At 72.2% G+C, this 810-nt stretch carries 1 protein-coding gene and 1 pseudogene; both read right to left on the reverse strand.

Going from position 1 to position 810, the window contains the following annotated elements:
• A pseudogene (locus GUY61_RS38710) lies at positions 1-530 on the reverse strand (hypothetical protein); the annotation flags it as partial.
• Positions 527-810, reverse strand: a 284-nt coding sequence (locus tag GUY61_RS38715) for a helicase-related protein (RefSeq protein WP_279576906.1), incomplete at its 5' end; no start/stop codon positions are given. The pseudogene GUY61_RS38710 and the gene GUY61_RS38715, both read right to left, overlap by 4 nt.

Below are 810 nucleotides of genomic sequence, written 5' to 3' on the forward strand. Positions count from 1 at the left end.
CCGTCGACGAGGTCGCGTACGTGGGCGGCGAGGGCGCGGGCGGTCATGCCGCGGGCGCCGAGCAGCAGGGAGGGGGTGGCGGCGAGGCGTTCGGCGACGGCGTGGCCGAGGGCTGCGCTGTGGTCGCAGACGCGGTGGGTCCGGCCGGTGGGGCAGGAGCAGGCGAAGGTGATGCCGTCGGCCGGCGGGGCGATGGAGATGCCGCCGGCGTGCCCGGAGTCGGCGATCGTGGCGGGGATGCGGTTGGCGACGAGGTCGGCAACGGCCTGAGGGTCGTCGGCGAGCTTGGCTGCCAGCGTGTCCCATTGGGCCGCGGTCAGCTCGGGGACGTGGATCGCGGCCTGGTGGGTGGCCTTCTTCGCGGCGACGGGAGCGCTGATTCTGCCCGGCTGAGTCTGGATCTGGGCGACGGCGCCGTTGCGCGCAAGGTTGAGGCCCTTGCCGTAGGAGCCGGAGCCGTTGGTGGCGAGGTGGAAGGCCTGTTTCCACGCTCCGGCCAGGGGTGCGAGGGATCGGGCGGTGCCGGTCATCGGGTTCCCAGGGTGACGAGGGCGGTGAGCTCGGTGTCGTCGAGTTCGGTGAGGGCGCCTTCGCCGGAGGTGAGGACGGCGTCGGTCAAGGCACGTTTACGGGCGAGGAGTTCGTTGATGTGGTCCTCGACGGTGCCCTCGGTGATCAGGTGGTGGACCTGGACGGTGCGGTGCTGTCCGATGCGGTGGGCGCGGTCGGTGGCTTGGTCCTCGACGGCGGGGTTCCAGGGCCGGTCGTAGTGGATGACGTGCTCGGCCCGGGTGAGGGTCAGTCCGGTGC

The organism is Streptomyces sp. GC420, assembly GCF_009916105.1.
In the GTDB taxonomy this organism is placed as follows: domain Bacteria; phylum Actinomycetota; class Actinomycetes; order Streptomycetales; family Streptomycetaceae; genus Streptomyces.